Annotated in this window: 6 protein-coding genes and 1 pseudogene; 4 read left to right on the top strand and 3 right to left on the bottom strand. The window is 75.0% G+C overall.

Annotated elements, in window-relative coordinates:
• Both HCN52_RS11890 and HCN52_RS11885 read left to right on the top strand, forming a co-directional pair.
• Nucleotides 1-236 (top strand): annotated as a pseudogene (locus HCN52_RS11890) (hypothetical protein); the annotation flags it as partial.
• Between the two features lie 37 nt (nucleotides 237-273).
• Complete coding sequence (locus HCN52_RS11885; RefSeq protein ID WP_168088392.1) at nucleotides 274-4,944, top strand: FtsK/SpoIIIE domain-containing protein; 4,671 nt, start codon at nucleotides 274-276, stop codon at nucleotides 4,942-4,944.
• An 85-nt stretch (nucleotides 4,945-5,029) separates the two neighbouring features.
• Here HCN52_RS11885 and HCN52_RS11880 read toward each other — a convergent pair whose 3' ends face one another.
• The 3 genes from HCN52_RS11880 to HCN52_RS11870 all read right to left on the bottom strand — a co-directional run bounded on the left by HCN52_RS11880 (nucleotide 5,030) and on the right by HCN52_RS11870 (nucleotide 6,746).
• On the bottom strand, nucleotides 5,030-5,344 hold the full coding sequence (locus HCN52_RS11880) for a WXG100 family type VII secretion target (protein ID WP_312871215.1): 315 nt from the start codon (nucleotides 5,342-5,344) through the stop codon (nucleotides 5,030-5,032).
• 99 nt (nucleotides 5,345-5,443) lie between these two features.
• Nucleotides 5,444-5,749 carry a M3 family metallopeptidase gene (locus tag HCN52_RS11875; protein WP_168088391.1) on the bottom strand — a complete coding sequence of 102 codons (306 nt, stop codon included), beginning with the start codon at nucleotides 5,747-5,749 and terminating at the stop codon, nucleotides 5,444-5,446.
• Nucleotides 5,750-5,825: 76 nt separating this feature from the next.
• A complete protein-coding gene (locus tag HCN52_RS11870; protein WP_168088390.1) occupies nucleotides 5,826-6,746 on the bottom strand; it encodes a serine/arginine repetitive matrix protein 2 in 921 nt (306 codons plus the stop codon).
• Nucleotides 6,747-7,033: 287 nt separating this feature from the next.
• On the opposite strand from HCN52_RS11870, the gene HCN52_RS11865 reads away from it, so the two are divergent.
• Nucleotides 7,034-16,390 carry a hypothetical protein gene (locus HCN52_RS11865; RefSeq protein ID WP_168088389.1) on the top strand — a complete coding sequence of 3,119 codons (9,357 nt, stop codon included), beginning with the start codon at nucleotides 7,034-7,036 and terminating at the stop codon, nucleotides 16,388-16,390.
• A gap of 68 nt (nucleotides 16,391-16,458) precedes the next feature.
• Nucleotides 16,459-18,431, top strand: a 1,973-nt coding sequence (locus tag HCN52_RS11860) for a right-handed parallel beta-helix repeat-containing protein (RefSeq protein ID WP_168088388.1), incomplete at its 3' end; no start/stop codon positions are given.

The raw sequence follows: 18,431 nt of genomic DNA, 5'->3' as shown, positions 1-18,431 counted from the left end.
AGCCGCGGGAGCCCGCCGTCCCGGCGGAACCCGAGGAGGCACCGGCCGCTGCCCGCAGCGCACGCGCCCGGCGCACCGGCCCGGTGGTCGACCCGCGCCACCGCATCGCCCTGACCAAGACCACGACGGCCGCCGCGGCCTCCGTCCGCTCGCCGTCGGCCCCGCCCCGGGGCACCGGTGACGACGAGTCGGCCCTGCCCCCCGGCCGCAGCTCGCGCTCCACGCACCGCCCCTGACCGCTACGGGCACCGCCCGCCCCACTGGAAAGCCACCGTGGACCTCACTCTCACCACCGCCGACCCGCAGGGCCGGCAGACCGACCACCTGCTGGATCTGCCGGCCGACGCCACCGTCGCCGGGCTGGCCGCCGCCCTGGCCGGTGAGAACCGGGAAGCGGACGGCCCGCCGCCCGTCCTGTACCTCGACGGCCGGGCCCTGCGGCCCGACCTCCCCGTCGCGCACAGCGGCATCCGGGAGGGCGCCGTGCTGGGGCTCGGCGCCCCCGTACCGGCCGCCGGCCGGCTGCCCGCCTGGTCCCCGCCCGCCACCGAGCCGGCGCTCGTGGAGATCCGGCACGTCTCGGGCCCCGGCTCCGGCACCGTGTGGCGGCTGGGCCCCGGCAGCCACGAGGCGGGCACCGACCGGGGGTGCGTGCTGCGGCTGCCCGACGGCGGCGCGCCCGAGGGCGGGGTGTGGATCACCGTCCGCACCGACGGCACCCTCACCTTCCTGCTGCCCCCGGAGGCCGACCCCGCCCGGTGCGGGCTGCGCTCGCTGACGCCGCCGCCGCCCGTCGACCCGGAGACCGGTACGCCGCTCACCGACGAGGAGCCGGCCGGCCCGCACGACGGCGGACCCGGCGGCCACACCACCGCCCCGGACCCGCCCGGTCCCGACGGACTGCCCGTCCCCGAGGAGCCCCCGCCGCCCGGGGTACTGCCCCCGCCCGGTGACGACGCCGAGGAATGGCCGCCCTACGCCGATCTCGCCCTCGGCGACCACCTGCTGCGGTTCGGGCCGGTCAGCGAGCCGGACGCCGCCGTCAACCCCGCCGCCGACGGCGTGGGCCTGGAGTACAACCGGCCGCCGCGCATCGCTCCGCACCTGGACGCCGAATCGCTGCGGATGCCCGGCCCGCCCAGCAAGCCGCGCGACCGGGCGTTCCCGCTGCTGATGGTGCTCATGCCGCTGATCATGGGCATGGTCATGGTCAGTCTGTTCCGCAGCTTCTACTTCCTCATCTTCATCTTCTTCACCCCCCTGATGGCCCTGGGAAACTGGATAGCCGGCCGGCGCAACGGCCGCCGTGCCCACGCCGACGCGCTGCGGCTGTTCCGGCTGCGCCGCGCCTCGCTGGAACGCGAGGTCCGTCAGGCCAGCGTCGAGGAACGCGCCCTGCGCAACGTCACCTTCCCCGACCCCGCCACCGTGCTGCTGACGGCGACCGGCCCCGGCGCGCTGCTCTGGCAGCGCCGCCGCCACGACCCGGACCACCTCGCGCTGCGGTTCGGCACCATCACCCGCGCCTCGCTGCGCCGCATCACCGACTCCGCGCGCGAGAGCAACCACCAGACGGTGCACTGGCGACTCGCCGACGTGCCGTTCGCGCTGGAGATGACCGACCGCGGCGTCCTCGGGCTCACCGGACCCGACGACAGCCACCGCGCCGTCGCCCGCTGGGCCGTCGCGCAGAGCGCGGTGCTCCACAGCCCCCGCGACCTGCGGATCGTCGTCCTCACCTCCGACACCCACCGCGAGGACTGGGCGTGGGTGCGGTGGCTGCCGCACCTGCGCAACCGCCGCGGCGGCGAGGACGGCCCCGTCATCCACCTCGGCAACGACCCCGAGTCCACCGCGCACCGCGTCAGCGAACTGCTCGCCGACATCAAGGCCCGCACCGACGCCGCCCGTTCCCCGATGGGCGCCGCGCTCCACCGCGACGCCGACGTCCTCGTCGTCCTCGACGGCGCCCGCCGGCTGCGCGACGTCCCCGGCGTCATCGACATCCTCACCACCGGGCCCGGTGTCCGCGTCTTCAGCCTCTGCGTCGACGAACGCGAACGCCTCCTCCCGGAGGAGTGCACCGGCGTCGTCACCGCCACCGCCGGCCGCGTCTCCGTCCGCGTCACCGGCGCCCCGCCGCTGGACGACCTGCGGGCCGACCTCGTCACCCGCGACTGGTGCGAGCAGGTCGCACGGGCGCTCTCCCCGGTCCGCGACGTCACCCCGGACGGCTCGTCCGGCCTCCCCGACGAGGTGCGGCTGCTGCCGCTGCTCGACCAGGAGCCGCCCGACGCCGAGGCGCTCCTCAAGCGCTGGAGCCGCCGACCCGCCGAGACGGCCTTCGTCCTCGGTGCCGGCTACGAGGGCCCGTTCCGCCTCGACCTGGTGCGCGACGGCCCGCACGGCCTGGTCGGCGGCACCACCGGCGCCGGCAAGTCCGAACTGCTCCAGACGATGATCGGCTCGCTCGCGGCGGTCAACCGTCCCGACGAACTCACCTTCGTGCTCGTCGACTACAAGGGCGGCAGCGCCTTCCGCGAGTGCTCCCGGCTGCCGCACACCCTGGGCATGATCACCGACCTCGACGGCCACCTGGTGGAACGCGCCCTCGCCTCACTGGCCGCCGAACTCCGCCGCCGCGAGCGGGTGCTGGCCGCCGCCGAGGCGAAGGACCACACCGAGTACCGCGCCCGCCGCGCCCGCGACCCGCAGCTCCCGCCGCTGCCGCGACTCCTCATCGTCATCGACGAGTTCGCCACCCTGGTGCGGGAACTCCCCGACTTCGTGCCCGGCATGGTCAACCTCGCCCAGCGCGGCCGCTCCCTCGGCCTGCACCTCATCCTCGCCACCCAGCGTCCCGGCGGCTCCGTCAACAACGAGATCAAGGCCAACACCAACCTGCGGATCTCGCTGCGCGTCACCGACCGCGCCGAGAGCCAGGACATCATCGACGCGCCGGACGCCGCCAACATCTCCGCCGCCACCCCCGGGCGCGCCCTGGTGCGCCGCGGCGCGACCGCCCCCGTGCCCGTCCAGTCGGCCTGGGCCGGCGCCGAGCGCGCCACGGACGCCGCCGTCGACGCCCCCGCCGAGACCAGCGACTCCCGCCCCGTGCGCGGCACCCGCCTCACCTGGCAGGGACTGGGCCGGGCGCCCCAGCACACCGGCGACGACCACGACGAGGAGCTGCTGCCCACCTCCGGCGAGGAGCCCCCCACCGACCTGCGGGCCCTGGTCACCGCCATCACCGAGGCCACCGAGCGGCTGCCCGACTTCGCCCAGCAGCCCAGCCCCTGGCTCCCGGCGCTGCCCCGCCTCATCGACCTCGACGACCTCCCGCCGGCGCCCCCGCCGCGCGCCGGGGCGCTGCCGGTCGTCCCCTACGCCCTGCTCGACCTCCCCGATCTCCAGGAACGACGCCTGGGCACCATGGACCTGGAGACCTTCGGCCACCTCTACGTCGTCGGGTCGCCCCGCTCCGGACGCACCCAGGCGCTGCGCTCCATGGCCGGGGCCGCCGCCGGCATCCTCAGCAGCGCCGACCTCCACATCCACGGCATCGACGCCGCCGGAGGCGGCCTGCTCGCCCTGGAGGAGCTGCCCCACAGCGGCGCCATCGTGCCCCGGCACGACTCCGAGCGCCTGGAGCGGCTGCTGCTGCGGCTCGCCGCCGAACTCACCGAACGCCAGCGGCAGCTCTCCTCCCGCGGCTGCGCCGGGATCTCCGAACTGCGCGCCGCGCTGCCCGAGGCCGAGCGCCCCGCGCACATCCTGTTCCTCATCGACGGCTGGGACGCGCTCAGCGCGATGCTCGACGACTACGACGGCGGCCGGCTGTACGGCGAGATCGTCCGGCTGCTCCGTGAGGGCGCCGCCGCCGGCATCCACGTCGTCGCCACCTCCGAGCGCATCCTGCTCGGCGGCCGGCTCGCCGCCCACAACGACCGGCGGCTGCTGCTGCGGCAGGCGGAGAAGACCGACTACCAGCTGGCCGGCATGAACCGCAACCAGGTGCCCGACCACGTCCCGCCGGGCCGCGGCTGGCACGCCCCGGGCGGGGTCGAGACCCAGATCGCCCTGCTGCCGGGCCCGCCCGTCACCCCCGACGAGGCCGGGGAGATCGAGCAGGCGCTCCTCGCCGGGGAGCGTCCCGCACCCGACCAGGCGGAGGCGCTGCGGCGCATCGCCCGCAAGGCCCGCGACCGCGACAACACCGTGCCCGCCGCCCGGCGCCCCTTCCGCGTCGCCGAACTCCCCACGCTGATCGGCTACCAGGAGGTCGCCGACCGCATCCCGGAGGAGCTGCGCCGCCCGCTGTGGGCGCTGGTCGGCGTGGGCGGTGACGGCGCCACCCCGCTCGGCCAGGACCTCGCCGCCGGCGGCGGCAGCTACCTGGTCGTCGGCCCCGCCCGCTCCGGGCGCTCCACCACGCTCGCGACCATGTGCGTCTCGCTGCTGGTCGGCGGGACCTCGCTGGTCGTGATCACCCCGCGCGACTCGCCGCTGCGGCGGCTGGGCGTGCACGACCTGGCGCGGGTGCTGCCCGACCCCGACCCGGGCGTGGACGAGCTCCAGGCGGCCCTGGACGCGCAGAACGGCCGGCCGACGGTCGTCGTCATCGACGACGCCGACCTGCTGATCAACGCCCGCGCCGACAAGCTGCTGCGCAAACTCGCCGTCTCCGGCCGCGACGCGGGACAGGGGTTGATCCTCGCCGGCTCCGCCGACTCCTTCGGCGCGCTGGGCTGGGTCTCGGCCGCGCGGCGCTCGCGGCAGGCGATCCTGCTGGGCCCGAAGTCCATCACCGAGGGCGACTTCATCGGCGCCCGGCTCTCCGCGGACCAGGTCCGCATGCCGCTGGTCCCGGGGCGCGGCTGGACCGCCGGGCCGGGCGGCCTTGCGGTGGCGGTGCAGGTCCCGCTCACCGTCTTCGAGGGGTGAGACGGGGGGGGGCCGAGGCGCCCCGCCGGTGCGGCGTCTGCGCCGCACCGCCCCCGGTCCCGTTCCCCGGTGACGGGGGAAGCGGTCACTGCATGTTGGCGCGCACCGCCTGGGCGATGTCGGAGTCGGAGTCCTGCATGCCCTTCGACAGGCTCTCGAACGTCTCCGCGTACTGCTTGATCGCACCGGCCGACTCGGTGAGCTGCTGCGTGAACTGCGTGTACGCCTCGGTGAGCGCGGGGCTGGCCTGGTCGAAGACCATGCCGTTCTTCAGCAGGGCGTCGACGTCGTCGCGCAGGGTGCTCAGCTCGTCGCTGATGTCGTCGAGCTTGGTACCCATGACCGAGGTGGCACGGGTGATCTCGGCGTAATCAAATTTGACATCGGCTGCGTCCGACACGGTTCCTCCGTCGGATAGGTGACGTGCCGGTGTTCTCCGGTCCCACGTCGGTTCGGGCTGGGGGAAAGCGGGGGAGGCCGGCGCCGCCGGCCGCCGGGATCAGGCGCTGCGGACCTTGTCGGCGACTTCCTTGTCCATGTTCTCGACCTGCCGCTTGATCTCCCGGAACTGCTCGGCGTACTGGGTGATCGCGTCGGTCGCCCGGGTCAGCTCCGTGGTGAACCGGTCGTACTGCTGCTGCAGCGCCGGGCTGGCCTCGACCAGCACCAGTGCGCTGGCCAGCAGGTTGTCGACCTCGGTCTTCGCCTCGGTCATGCGGGGGACGAGTGTCTCCTCCACCGCGCTGTCCAGCTTGTTGGAGACCCTTTCGATCTCCGCGTAGCTGAGGCTGATGTTCGCCGCCATGGCAAGTGCTCCTCGTCGTGCGGTGCCGTTGTCGGGGATGGGCCGTGCGCGTGCCGCGCGGCACGCGCACGGCAGGTCAGTCGTCCTCTTCCCACTCGTCGCCGGGGCCCGAGCGGGTGTAGCGGGTGACCTCGCCGTCGCCGTCGGTCGAGGTCATCACACCCGACCCGTCCTCCTCGATGGTGACCTCGGAGGTGATCGTGGTGCCGTCGGCGTAGGTGGTCGTGGTGGTGAAGTCGCGGGCGTCGAAGGTGACGCCGTCCTTGGTGACGAACTGCGGCGACGTCTCGTAGACGGTCTCGGAGGTGAAGGACTGGCCGTCGGTTGTCGTGACCTCCGTCGTCTCCTTCATGATGTTGTGGTCGTCGTCGAGTTCGACCTTGACGTTGGTGACGCCGTTCTCGTCCTCGAAGGAGAACTCCGTCGGCGGCTCGTCGGAGGGGCGCTCCCCGTCCGGCCGGTCCCCGGGCGGCGACGGCGCGTCGGTGTCCTCGCGCCAGGTCTCGCAGAACTCCGGCGGGGAGTCCGCCCGGCAGACCTGGCCGATGTCGGCGTCCGGGTTGGCGTCGAAGTACTCCTTCGCGCCGATCTCCTCCAGGTAGTCGTTCCACTCCTCGGTGGCCGAGTCCCACGCGTCCCACTGCGCCTTGGAGTTGCGCCAGTTGCTGATGCCCAGCGCCTGGCTGGTGACGCCGCTGCCGCCCGCCAGCTGCGCGTCGGCCTCGAAGAAGACGTTGGAGACGCTGGCGAAGATCTCCGCCAGTTCGTTGAGGCCGTCCTTGGCCTCCTTGGCGCGCTTGGCCGAGTTCTCGTAGAAGCGGTTGAACGCCGTGCCCAGCTCCGTGCTGCCGAACACCGCGCGGCGCTCCGAGGGTGTGGACTCGCCCACCGTCTTGAACTCCCCGGAGGCTCCGCCGCTGTCCGCCGTGTTGGCCAGCGACTTCATCTGCTCCTGCGCGCGGTGCAGGGCGGAGTAGTCGATGGAGAAGTCCGCCACGGTCGGCCTCCCGCCGGTGTCGTACGCGTCGGGCCACGCCGCTGGTGGCGCGCCCCGGCCCGCCCGTCGACGGACCTGTTCCACCCTCTCTACGCACCAGCGCGCCCGCCGGTTCACCTCCCGGCGCAGATCACTCACCGCACCCGGCCGACCCCGCTGCGGCAGCGGCACGGCACGGCACGGTGAATCTTTCGCGATCTCCGTTGAACCGGCAAGGGCTCCCGTGCGTAGATGCTTCAGAGGAGACGGAAGCGGTCGCCGACAGCGCGGAGGAGGGAACCGGCACGATGCCCAGGCCCGACGACTGGAGCGCTCTCGGCCGCAGCAGCGACCCGACCCCCGGCGACGCCGACCGCATCGACCAGCTGATCACCGATCAGGAACAGCTGATCGAGATGGCCAAGACCATCGACCAGGGCTTCACCGACGTCCTCCAGACGACCAACGGCGCCTTCGTCGGCCACACCGCCGACGCCCTGCGCGACGCCATCGACGGCAAGCTCCGCAACTACGTCGCCTCCTTCCGCACCGCCCAGGAGACCACCCAGGGCGCCCTGCGCACCTACGTGGAGGTGCTGCGCACCGAGCAGCGGCGGGCGGACGACGCGCTGTCGGAGGCGGCGGGGCTGGACGAGGACGACGAGTCCGGGCGCTCCACCCAGCAGGGCATCGCCGAGGACGCCGAGAGCAACGTGGACGCGGCCGCCGCGGTGGCCGCCGCCGCGATCCGCGAGGCCGCCAGCAGCATCCAGACCGTCATCGACCCGTGCGACGAGTTCTGGAAGGCGCTCCAGTGGATCGCCATCATCCTCATCATCCCGGCGATCCTGCTGGGCGGGCCGGTCGCGCTGCTCGCCATCGGCCTCAACATCGCGCTGCTCATCAAGACCGCGGTCGACTTCTCCCGCGGCAACGCCAGTGTGACCGAACTGGTCCTGGCGATCGTCGGTGTCATCGCCCCCACCACCAAGGGGCTCAACATCGGCAAGCTGTGGACCGGTCTGCGCGGTCTCGGCAGCTCCGGCATCAGCGGTATGCGGACGTTCTTCGGGCTCGGGGCCAACGGCTTCGGTCTCGGCAGCCGCCTGATGTACGGCATGGGGAACTCCGTCCGCAGCGCCGCCATGTGGATGCGCGGCTCCAACGGCATCTTCACCATGGGGCCCATCGCGCCGTTCCGGTACATGCACCAGGCGGCGAGCTTCTCGGTCATCACCAACATGGGCGGCTTCACCTTCGCGGCGATCCGGGGCGCGATCACCATCGGCCGCTTCGGCGCCAACATGGGCCGCTCGATGATCAACGGGGTGGCCGGGTGGAACTGGCTGCGGCTGGTGACCCCGGTGGCCGCCGACGAGATCGCCGTCCTCGGCCTGCGGGGCGCCGCGCGCGTCGGCTTCATCGACCGCGGTCTGCTCGGGCGGTTCCGCTACGGGTACGACGGCGGGCAGTTCCTCGGCGCGGCCAGCAAGGTGTCCGGCGTCAGCTCCGGCGCGATGGACCTGTTCCGGGTCGGCCCGGGTACCGGCGGCATCCGCGCCGACCTGGCGTTCGGGTCGATCCTCGTCCCCTCGGGGGTGGCGACGATGCCGCCCGGGCTCGGCGGCTTCGGCGGGCAGGTCGCCCGGCCCACCATCCCGCAGTTCGGCGGCGGCGTCGGGTCGTTCACCCCGCCGACCGTGCCGGGCGCCGGGGGCATCGGCGGCGCCATCACCCCGCCCGCGCCGGGTGCGTTCACCCCCGGCGGTATCGGCACCATGCCGCAGATCGGCGCCATCGCGCCCGGTTCGGTGACCGTCCCCTCGATCGGGATGAACATGAACGGCACGCCGATTTTGGCGCCGCCGCCCGGCACCTCGATCGTGGACGTCAGCATCGGCGGCACCAGCATCCCGCCGACGCTCGGTCAGTTCTCGCCGGTCGCCCCGAACGGGAACTTCGTCGTCGCCCCGGCCGGCGGCTCCATCGGGATCGGGCCGACCACCACCCCGGTGACCATCAACACCGCGGACCTCGGTGGGACGGTCGGCGCCGGTCGTGTCGAGATGCCCTCGGTCTCGACCGCCATCGTGGACATGCCCGCCACGGTCCGCCCCGTCACCGGCGGCGTCGACAACCCGGCGCTCTCCGGCGTCGGTCAGGTGTCCGTCCCGACCCCGGGGGGCGCGGTCGCCGCCCCCGTCCAGGTGCCGTCCGCGGCCGTGACCACCCCGGCCATCTCGATGCCGTCCGTCAACGTCGGTGCGGGGCTGAACGGTTCCGCGATCGGCGTCGGCCAGGTGAACGTCGGCTCGGCCGGGTCGGTGCAGATCTCCGTCGGCCAGATCGACATGCCCGCCGTCGGGGCGCGGATCGTGGACACCCCGCCGGCCGCCGGCGGCGTCGCCTTCACCCCCGCGATGCCGGCGCCGGGGGCGGTCGGGATCGGCGGCATCGGCGTCGGCGGCATCGCCCCGGGCGGGGTGGCGCCCGGAGCGATCACCCCGGGCGCGGTCGTCCCGGGCACCTTCAGCCCCGGCGCCGTGACCCCGGGTACGTTCACCCCGGGCACGGTGGCGCCGGGCAGCTTCGCACCGGGCGCTGTCACCCCGGGCGCGCTCGCCCCGGGCGGGCTGGGCATGACGACACCGCCGGTGGTCGGCATCACCCCGGCCTCCGTCACGGTCGGCGCGCTGAGCCTGGGCATCTCGCCCGGCGTGTTCACCCCGGGAGCCGTCGGTCCCGGCGCGCTCGCCCCGGGGGCCGTCGGCACCGGCGCGCTGCCGCCCGGCGCGATCGCCCCCGGGTCGGTGGCGCCCGGCGGCGTCGCCACCGGCGGCCTCTCCGGCGCGCTCACGCCGGGTTCGGTGCCCTCCGGAGCGGTCACCCCCGGGGCCGTCGCCGCGCCGAACGTCACCCCGGCCGCGGTCCCGCAGGCGGTCACCGACCTCGGTGTCCCGACGCCGGGGGCCGTCGGCGTCGGAGCGGTCACCCCGGGGCTGACGCCGGGCGCGGTCACGCCGGGTGCCGTGACGCCGGGCGCGGTGGCCCCGGGTGCGGTGACCCCCGGCGCTGTGACACCGCCGGCCGTGACGCCGGGCGCGGTGACCCCCGGTGCCGTCGCTCCGGGCGGCATCGCACCCGGCGCCGCCCTCGGCTCCGTCACCGTCACGCCGGGTTCGGTTACACCGGGTTCGATCACGCCGGGTTCGGTCACACCGGGGACGGCCACTCCCGGTTCGGTCTCCACCCCGGGCAGTGTCCCGGGGCTGACCAACGCGTCGACTCCCGGGTCCGTCACCCCCGGCGCCGTCACCCCCGGGTCGATCACCTCCGGCTCCCTCACCCCGGGAACCGTCACCCCCGACTGGCTCAACCAGGTCAACCAGAAGCTCTCCCTGGTCGATGTCGGCTCGGTCGGCTCCGCCGGCGCCCGCCTCGGGGACGACGTCTCCGTCGCCGCCCCCGGCGTCACCAAGCCCCTGGCCGACGGCTCCGCCATCGGCGCCCCCGCCGTCCGCGGCGCGGACGGCACCGTGGCGCCCGCCACCGCACCCGAACTCCCCGCGGTCCGGCCCACCGAGGGCGTGCCGGTCCCCGCCGTGCCCGGCGGGGCGCTCGCCTCCGGCGTGACGCCGCCCGGCGCCGTCCTGCCGCCCGCCGCGGCCTCCCCGGCGCCCGGCGCCGGCAGTACCGCGGTCCCCGCCGCGCCCGGCGGAAAGGTCACCGACATCTCCGGTGCCGGCGGGCTCGGCCACATCGACCTCGCCGCGCTCGCGCTGGGCCGCCCCGGCCGCGTCGGTCCGCCGACCACCGCGACGCCCCCCGCGAACAGCGCCCCGGCGCCCACCGTGCCCGCGCCCACCGGCAAGGACGGCACCGGGACCGTCGGCGCCCCGACCGGCAACGGCCTCACCCCCGAGCTCCGCGACCTCCTCGGCATGGGCAAGGCCCGTACCGACGACGCGTTCGTGCAGCAACTCCGCCAGACCCGGCCCGACCTGTTCCAGCCGCAGGTGTGGACCGTCCTGGACGGCACCCCGCCGGTCACCCCCGCGCGCGTCGAGGGCGGGCCCTCGGGCACCGCCACCGTCGAGACGGGCGGCACCGCGCCGCGCGGCGTCCACCCCGAGGGCACCGAGCTCACCGCCGTCACCCGCCCCGGAGGCGGCCCGGTCTCCGCCACCCCCACCGGCGGCGACGTGCCGACGCCACCCCCGGCCGGCGGGCTGCACCACGCCGCCGACGAGGGCCCCCCGAACCTCTCCGCCTCGGTGGGCGGCCAGGACATCACCGTCGGCATGGGCACCAGCGGCCTTCCCGAGGTGCTCGGCGGCAGCCCCACCATGCGCGCCGAGCAGATCGACGGCGGCGGCTTCCGCGTCGTCGACGACCTCGGCCCGCGTCTCACCCGCAGCTGGGAGCTGGCTCCGGGCACCGGGAACGGCCCCGTCACCATCACCGGCCACGCCGACCTGCGGCTGGCCCACCCGGGCGGCGAGGTCCGGATCACCGCCCCGATCAACCAGGCCGGCGGCCCCACCGACGCGTGGCGCGTCAGCGACCACGGCGCTCTCACCGCCGCACCCGCCGTGCGTACCGTCGACGGCCAGATCTCCCTCTCCACCGGCCCCGGCACCTCCCGGATGTTCGACCCGGCCACCGGCAACCACACCTTCGACGTCACCGCCCTCACCGGCGGGGTCCCCGACCTGCGCATCCTCCGCTCCGCCTCCGACGGCGGACTGCACCTGCGCGGCTCCGACGGTGTCCCCACCGGCGGGTGGCTGGTCACACCCGAGGGCGGCCACTGGGTCGTCACGCCCAACCGCGGCCCCGCCGCACCCGCCGGCGGCGAACTCCACATCCACGCGCTGGACGGCTCCCTCGTGCAGCACGCCGTCCGCACCGCCGGCGGCAACCTTCCGGGCGGCTTCCTGCGGTACCCGGAGGCACCGGGCGGCGCCCACGTCCTGACCCACCTGGACGGCACCCCCGTCCCCGGCGCGCACATCGACGCCATGCCGGGCGGCGCGCACCGCGTCGAGCTCACCCACGACGGCGGCTCACGCACCCTGGTGCTGGACGGCAGCGGCCGCCACACGCACGACGTCAACGCCCTCACCGGGGCCGGCGGGACCGACATCAACCGGTACCTGCACCGGCCCGTCGACGGCGGCGCTCCGACGGTCCACACCGACGTCGGCGCCCCCGTGCGCCACCACGAGATCGTCCCGATGCCCGGGAGCGCCGGACACCGCCTGCACTTCGAGAGCACCCACATCGTCGTCGCTCCCGGCGGCGGCCGCACCCACGACGTCACCGTCCTCACCGGGGGCGGCGGCGCCCCGCACCACGTGCACACCGCCGTCGACGGCGGTCCGCTCCGCCTGCTGCGCGGCGACGGCACCCCGTCGGGCGCCACCGTCGACCTGGACAACGGCGTCCTCCACGTCGCCCGTCCCGGCAGCAACCTCGTCGACGTCCACGCCCCCGGCGGCACCTTCACCCAGCACGCGCTCCCGCTGCGCGGCGACCTCCACGGCCAGTACGTCCAGCCCCCGGCCGGCGGCGCCCCGCCCCGGCTCACCGAACCCGACGGCTCCGTCGTGGGCGGCTCCTCCGTCACCCGCCTGGACGGCGACCTCGGCTACCGGGTCACCCGCGCCGACCTCGACGTCGCGGTCGACGCCGGCGGCGCGCGGACCCACACCATCGCGGTCCTCCCCGCGGGCGCGGGCGGCGACGTCCGGCACCTCTACCAGCCCGTGGGCGGCACCGGCCTGCCCGAGGTCCGCACCGGCACCGGCGGCCCCGTCGCGGGCAGCCAGGTCGTGCCCGTCGACGGCCTCGGCCACCGCCTCCAGTTCGGCGACAGCCACATCGTGGTGGCCCCCGGCGGACGCCACACCCACGACGTCACCGTCCTGCGCGCCGGCGGCGCCGACCTCGGCCTCCACCTGCTGCGCCCGGTGGGCGACGGCGTCGCGCCGGCGGTGCGCGCCGCCGACGGTGCCGCCCTCCCCGGCCACCACGTCACCGTCCGCCCCGGCGGCGCCGGGTTCGACGTCACCGGCGGCGGCCACATCCGGCGCTTCGGCGCCGACGGCACCCAGCAGATCGACGCGGTGCGGGCCACCGGCCTCGACGGCGCCCAGCTCAACCAGGCCGTGGAGATCATGCACGGCGGCCGCACCGTCCGGCTCGTCGACAACGACCTGGTGGCGGTCCCCGACGCCCGGGTCGTCCGCACCGACGGCGGCGGCTACCGCGTGGACAGCCCCGGCGGCGGCGTCGAGTTCCGCCTGCTGGACGGCAACGGCAACGTCACGCACGAGGTCCGCGCCGGCACCGCCAACGGCACCCTCGACGTCGCCACCCGCGACGGCTCCTTCACCGTCGTCAAGCTCTCCGACGCGGCCGAGAGCGGCTACATCCGCCCCGGCACCGCAGACGCCAACCCCGCGCTGCTCGACGGACGCCTCGGCACCGTCGGCGGCGCCACCGTCACCCGCCAGGCGGACGGCACCTTCCGCGTCACCTCCAACGGCGGCGTCACCACCGGCGAGTTCAAGGTCTACGACGCCGCCGGTTCGCTCCGGACCCAGCAGATCAACGTCCTCCACAACGGCGCCCTCGACGGCGGGAACCTCCGCCTGGAGATCACCCACGCCGCCGACGGCACCGGCACCTGGAAGGTCGCCGGTGCGGGGAACGGCCTGCCGTCCTGGTACAAGTCCGGGACCGTCGACGTCAAGGGCGCCGAGAACGGCCGCATCCGCCTCAACACCGCTGGCGACACTCTCTACTTCGAGCGCCGGCTGCTGCCCGACGGCAACCACCTCGACGTCCGGCTCCGCGGCGACGGCCCCGGCCCCGCCCGCAGTTGGCACGAGGTGGACCCCCAGGGCACCGTGGTGCGCCACGGCGACCGGACCGTCGGCTCCAGCCAGCGCAGCTGGATGGACAACGACGGGTTCACCCGGGTCCGCCACATCCAGCAGCTCCCCGACGGCGGTCACGTCGTCGCCGACGCAGGCCGCCCCGCCGGGCTGCTCGGCACCGGACCGGAGACCGCCTGGTTCCGCTACGACGCCGACTTCAAGCTCGTCGCCCGCGGCGAGCGCACCTGGGGGCCGGGCGGCGGATTCACCGACCGGATGGTCCACCCCTCCACGGGCAACACCGTCGTCGTCCACGAGAAGTGGGGGCGGCTCAACACCTTCGACAACGTCGGCCAGCTCCGTTCCGTGGAGATCAAGACCGGCGGCATCCCGTCCGACGACTTCCTGCGCCACTCCGCGCACGGCAAGGAGACGCAGGTCTCCCAGGCACTGCCCGACGGCACCCGCCTGGACAGCATCCGGCTGTACGAGCAGCGCCCGCCGGCCTGGTGGCGCGAGATGACCCTCTCCCAGCACAACTCCCAGCTCTTCAGGGAGATGCCGCACCTGCGCCGCGACGGTCTCCTCCAGGTGCATTCGTGGACGGCCGCCCCCGCGGCCGGCGGGGCGGCCACCGACGGCCTGCGGTTCGTCTCGCGGGACGGCGCCACCGTCGACCTGGCCGCCAACGGGGAGCTGATCCGCTCGACCCGCAAGCTCCCCGACGGCAACACGCTGACCCACGGCGACCTCGTCAAGCTTCCGGACACCGCCACCACCGTCACCCCGGCCGGCGGCCGCCCCTACCGTCCCTGGTCCGAGGGCGACGGCAACCTCAACGGGCACCGCACCTTCCAGCAGGGCGACTTCACCGTCGGCCTCCCCGGCCGCGGCGACGGGGGCATCACCGCGGGCGACATCCGCTGGCAGGACCGGTTCTCGCCCAGCGCCACCAGCGGCGACTGGTACAGCCCCGCGGCCCGCAACGACTGGCGCGTCGCCCGCACCGGTCTCAGCGACGGCTCGGTGGTCGAGTACCGCCTGCCGCCGCAGACCCGGGCCACCGACGACGCCGGCAACGCCGTCGTCATCGACCGCCGCGGCCGACTCGACGCCGCCAACGCCGACTGGACACGGTTCGACCACCACGGCACCGTCATCGGCCGTGCCGACACCTGGAACGGCACCAAGGTCACCGCGTTGGACAACCGCACCTGGAACGACGGCGTCAACAGCGGACCCCGCAAGCTCGCCATCGAGAACGAGATCGGCGGCAAGCGGTACTGGGACCCGGAGTCCTACCAGGACTTCACCCCCGGCCCGAACGGCGAACTCCTCCGCGAGTTCCGCATGCTGGGCGACGGCGTCACCGTCCGCGCCTGGCGCACCGCCGACGGCACCTGGACGTGGAACAAGTACGACGCCCACGGCGCCCTGCTCGACTTCGGCGGCCACCAGGTGACGCGGGTCCGTGAATGGACCGGCACCCCCGGCGCCCCCGGCAGCACCTGGAAGGACGTCGTGGTCGGCCCCCGGACCGGCGAGCCCGTCGTCATCCAGGAACTGCCGGTCAAGAAGGTCACCCACACCCTCTCCGACCACCTCAGCGACCCCGCCGTCCGCCCCCGCGAGTACCACGCCACCCCGGGCGAGAACCTCACCCAGAACCTGGGGGAGTGGCGCGAGTTCCACAACGGCACCGTCATCCGCTCCATGAAGAAGCAGCCCGACGGCAGCTTCCTGGAGCAGGAGATGTTCCACAACCAGCTGCGCCGCTACGCGCCCTCCGGCACCGACAACTCGCTGCCCGGCTTCGTCATCGGCGAGCGGACCGTCTCCGGGTACGTCCGCGAGGTCGACACCTTCGGCCGGATCACCATCCGCACTGACGGAACGGCCCCCGGCGTCAGCCAGCTCGGCGACACCCAGCCCAACCTCAGCGGCATCGGCCGCGACAACGCGCCGGACACCTTCTTCCAGGAGTACCGGGGACACAACCGCAAGTTCAAGGACCCCAACCGGCAGCAGTGGTCCTCGCCGACGCCCGGCGAGTCCGCGTACACGCCGTTCGCCCCGAAGGTCGGCTCGGCGCTGGCGTCGGAGTTCGTCCAGGAGTGGCTGACCGACTTCACGATGTCGCTGGCGGTCTACGGCATCGTCGCCGCGGCCACCGGCACCGACTTCACCCACAACGACGTGCTCAAGGCGCTGTTCGGCGCGACCGTCGGCGCCACCATCAAGACCGGCCTCTCCGGCATCCACTTCGCCGCCAACCGCGGCGGCTGGCGCAACCACATGTCGCAGACCGACACCGGCTTCCACCCCAACCGCCCCACCGGTGACGACAACTTCATCGGCGAGTGGGCCGGCCGCGAGAAGCCCGGCCGCTGGCGCGGCGCCACCTACGAGTTCGGCCTCGGCATCGCCTCCGGCGCCATCGGCGGCCTCGTCGTCGGCAGCGCCAACGCCGCGATCTTCGGCGTCAAGGACGCCAACGGCAACACCGTGTACCTCACGGGTCTCGACGCGCTCCGCGAGGGCGGCTTCGCCGCGGCCTCCGGCACCATCGGCGGCATGACCACCGGCCTGACCCGCACCGTCTTCCAGCAGATGACCGCCGGACGCCAGTGGCACCGGGCCGGGTTCTTCGACGCCATCGTCTTCCCCGCTCTCGGTAAGCTGCTGGACAAGAGCATCGGCTTCCTGTTCATCTCGCCCGCGGTGCGGCTGGACAACCCGCCCGAGTGGTACGGCACCCCCGACCCGCCGGCCGGCCAGTGAGCCGCGCATCCACCAGCCACCACCGCACGACCTCCCCGCACCACCGAAGTCCCGAAAGGCGGTGACCGATGGCCCTCACCGTCCCCACCACCCAGATAGCGGCCGACCTCACCCTGACCGTCGCCCCCCGCGGCCGGTCGGCGCACCGCACCATCGCCCGCGCCCTGGCCGCCGCGCCCACCACCGGCTCCGTCGCGGTGGCCGTCGCCGCCGGCGAGTACCACGAGAGCCTCCGGCTGGACCGCCGCGTCAGCCTCTACGCCGCCGACGGCCCCGGCACGGTCACCCTCACCGCCCCGGCGGGCCTCCCCGCGCTCACCGCCGCCGCCCCCGGCTGCCTCGTCACCGACCTCGTACTGCACGGCACCGACCCGGGCGACCCCGTCATCGCCGTCGCTGACGCCGCCGGCCTCATGCTGGAGGACTGCCTGGTCCGCCACGGCCGTGTCACCGTCGCCGGCAGCCCCGCCTCCCGCACCGCCGACCCCGGGCCCGAGATCGACCCGCCCGACCTGCGCGCCCTCCTGGAGGCCGACACCGCCGAGGGCGAGGACAGCCTCGCGCCCTCCCTGGCGGCCGCGCTCGACGACCCCGTCGGCGGCGGCGTCCTGGTGATGCGCCGCACCCGACTCCGCAACGCCCGCCATGCCGCGCTCCACCTCGACGGCGACGCCCGCGCCCGGCTGGAGGAGGTCGTGGTGGAGTCCGTCGACGGCCTCGGCGTCGTCCTCGCCGGGGCCGCCCGTCTGACCGCCGACGGGCTGCTCACCCGCCACGTCTCCGGCACCGCGCTGCGCACCCGCGGCCGGTCGCTGCTGGCCGCCCGCGAGGCGCGGCTGCTGGCGCCGGGCCGCAACGGGCTGCTCTGCCAGGACGGTTCCGCGGCGCTCCTGCTCGACGGCCGCGTGCACGGCGCCGGGCGCTCCGGCGCGCAGGCCGAGCACGACAGCGAGGTCGAGGTCGCCGGGACCCGCATCGACGGTGCCGTCGGCAGTGCCCTGGCCGCCACCGACCGCGCCCGGCTCACCGCCCGCGACTGCCGGCTGCGGGAGCCCGGCGCCAACGGGCTCGTCGCCCTGGGCGACGCCGACGCCCGACTGGAGGGCACCACTGTCTCCGGCAGCGGCTACAGCGCCGTCCACGCCGCCGACCGCGCCCGTGTCACGCTCCGCGCCTGCCGGTTGGAGGCGAGCGCCGAGCACGGCCTCGCCGCCGCCGACGAGGCGGGCGTCGAGGCGGAGGAGTGCACGGTCGCCGACGCCGCGATGAGCGGCGTGCAGGTCGAGACCGAGGCCCACGTGACGCTCACCGCCACCTCCGTCGACGGCGGCGAGCACGGCGTCCGGCTGCTGTCGAGCGCGCCCGCCCGCCTCACCGACTGCGCGGTGCGCGGCCAGCGCCGCAGCGGCGTCGAACTCGGCAGCGGGGCGGACGCCACGCTCACGGCGCTCCGCGTCGCGGAGACCGGCAGCGCCGGGCTCGTCGCCACCGCCGGCTCCCGACTGGACCTCGACGGCGGCGACATCACCAGCACGCACGGCACCGGCCTGGTGGTCTGGAAGGGCGCCGAGGCCAGGGTGCGCGGCCTGCGCGTCAGGAAGCCCGGCAAGAACGCCATTCTCGTCGCGGACGGCGCCGCCGGCCGCTACGACCACTGCGACCTGCACGGCGGCGGTTTCCCCGCGCTGCACGTCGGTGCCGACGCCTCCCCGCTGTTCACCGGCTGCCGGGTCTTCGACTGCTCCCGGGACCTGACGGTCGCGGACACCGCCGCGCCCGTCTTCGCGGACTGCCGGTCGATCCGCGTGACGACGCCGGCGATGCCCACCGACAGCCCCGACCCGGACGGCCCCGACGGCCCTGCCGGACCGGGGGGCCCGGGCGGACCCGCCCAGGCCGGTCCGCCCGGCGCAGGGGGGCCCGACGCCCCCGGCACGACCCTGAGCTACACGTACGACAACCTCGGCCGCAAGACCGAGCTCCGCGAGGGCGGACCGGACGGACAGCTGCGAGCCACCTGGCAGTACGACACCGTCACCGG

Source organism: Streptomyces bohaiensis (genome assembly GCF_012033785.1).
In the GTDB taxonomy this organism is placed as follows: Bacteria; Actinomycetota; Actinomycetes; order Streptomycetales; family Streptomycetaceae; genus Streptomyces; species Streptomyces bohaiensis.
Note: the sequence above shows the minus strand (reverse complement) of the source record. Positions and strands in the feature narration are given on the sequence as shown.

Coding starts and splice junctions, on each gene's coding strand:
- HCN52_RS11875 (WP_168088391.1), bottom strand. CDS start 5,749: ATGGCGGCGAACATCAGCCTCAGCTACGCGGAGATCGAAAGGGTCTCC.
- HCN52_RS11865 (WP_168088389.1), top strand. CDS start 7,034: ATGCCCAGGCCCGACGACTGGAGCGCTCTCGGCCGCAGCAGCGACCCG.